The following is a 1,824-nucleotide window of genomic DNA, read 5'->3' as shown; positions in this document are numbered from 1 at the left end:
CCTTCCCCGAGTCCGCCCGCTCCCTCGCCCTGGACGGCGCCGAGATCCTCGCCTGCCTCTCGGCCTGGCCCACCAGCATCACCAACCGCGCCCCGTCCGGCGCTGCCGTCGTAGAGGGCGAGGTTGTTGACGGCGGCCAGGGTCGGGCCCATGCAGGGCGTCCAGCCGATGCCGAAGAGCACGCCGAGCATCGGCGCGCCCCACAGGCCCCGTTCCGGCTTGGCGTGGAAGCGGAACTCCCGGCGGGTGAGCCAGGACATGCCGCCCATGAAGAAGAGGCCGAGCAGGATCGTCAGGGCGCCCAGCACCCGGGAGATGATCTCGCGGTGCTCCTGGAGGGTCATCCCGATGCCGCCGAAGAGGGCGCCGCCGGAGACGAAGACCGCGGTGAAGCCGAGCACGAAGAGGGAGGCACCGAGCGCCATCCGGCCCCGGCGGGCCTCGCCGAGGTCGCTGCCGCTGACGCCGGTGACGTAGGAGAGGTAACCGGGGACGAGCGGCAGCACGCACGGCGAGAAGAAGGAGACGAGGCCGGCGAGGAGCGCGATCGGCAGGGCCAGCAGCAGGGCGCCGTTCTGCACGGTCTCGTTCGGCACGGCCGCGAGGAGAGCGGCGGCCTCGGGAGCCGAGGCGGTCACGAGGGCGGACACGGGGGTCACTTCTCCGCGAGGACCGGGTCGATCATCGACCGCAGCTGCTTCTCGCTCACCGCCTGGAGGGTGCGGGCCGCGATCTTCCCGTCCCGGTCGATGACGACCGTGGAGGGGATGGCCTGCGGCGAGAGGCTGCCGCGCGGGAAGCGCAGGATCTGCTTGCCCTGCGGGTCGTAGATGCTCGGGTACTCGACCTCGTAGTCCTTCTCGAAGGCGATGGCCGGGCCCTTGTTGAAGTCGCGGGTGTTGAGGCCGACGAACTGGACCCCCTGGTCTGCGGTGTCCTCGGCGACCTTGACCAGGTTGGAGGCCTCGGCGCGGCAGGGGGGGCACCAGGAGCCCCAGACGTTGACGACGACGACCTTGCCCTGGTGGTCGGCGAGGTCGAAGGTGCCGCCGTCGAGGGTCTCGCCCTTGAGGCGCGGGGCCTCCTTGCGCTCGCCCTTGGCGACCTTGGAGATGCCGTCCTTGCCCGCGACGAAGTTGGCGCCGGAACCACTCTGGGTGGTGCCGCCGTCCCCTTCACCGCAGGCGGTGAGCAGCAGGGCGCCGACGGCGGCTCCGGCGGTCAGCGAGAGGCGCCGGGTGAGGACACGGCGAGAGCGGGGGGCGCGACGGGCGGCACTCATGTGAAAAGTTTCCCATGTCGTCCCCCGCGATCTCGGGCACCCCCCTCTACGGTGCATCAACGCATGTCAGGGGCGATTTCCGGACGTGCGGAATCGTTCCTTCCAAGTCAGGCGGCGGGGCCCTTCCGGCCGGCCCCACCACTCTCCTCGCCGCCCCCGCTCTCCTTGCCGGCCCCCGGCCCGGCCTCCTTCAGGTACGCCTTCCAGCCGCCGGGCGGGGCCTCGCCGACTTCCAGCGCGCGGAGCTTGGCCAGCACCTCGGGAGTCTGCGCGTCGAGCCAGTCGACCAGCTGCCGGAAGGAGACCAGCCGGACGTCCTTCTCCCCGGCCATCTGCTTCAGGGCCTCCTCGACGGCGTCCATGTAGATGCCGCCGTTCCACTCCTCGAAGTGGTTGCCGATGAACAGGGGGGCGCGGTTCGACTCGTACGCGCGGCGGAACCCGGCCACATAGGCGCCGGTCGCCTGCTCGCGCCAGGCCGGGTGGTTGCCGGGCGGGCCCTGGGTGGAGTTCTGGGACTGGTTGTACATGAAGTTGTAGTC

General features: G+C 71.1%; 2 protein-coding genes and 1 pseudogene. All 3 read right to left on the bottom strand.

The genetic code is table 11. The features are described 5' to 3' along the window. Window positions 1-650, bottom strand: a 650-nt coding sequence (locus ACFV9O_RS40215) for a cytochrome c biogenesis CcdA family protein (RefSeq protein WP_385428013.1), incomplete at its 3' end; no start/stop codon positions are given. 5 nt (window positions 651-655) lie between these two features. Further along, the gene (locus tag ACFV9O_RS40210) at window positions 656-1,282 is read right to left on the bottom strand and encodes a TlpA disulfide reductase family protein (RefSeq protein WP_100452125.1); all 627 of its coding nucleotides are present in this window, start codon (window positions 1,280-1,282) and stop codon (window positions 656-658) included. A gap of 107 nt (window positions 1,283-1,389) precedes the next feature. After that, window positions 1,390-1,824, bottom strand: a pseudogene (locus ACFV9O_RS40205) (hypothetical protein); the annotation flags it as partial.

It is taken from the genome of Streptomyces sp. NPDC059909, from assembly GCF_042730885.1.
Taxonomy (GTDB): Bacteria; Actinomycetota; Actinomycetes; order Streptomycetales; family Streptomycetaceae; genus Streptomyces.
The sequence above is the reverse complement of the archived record's forward strand: the minus strand, read 5'-3'. Positions and strand labels throughout refer to the sequence as shown.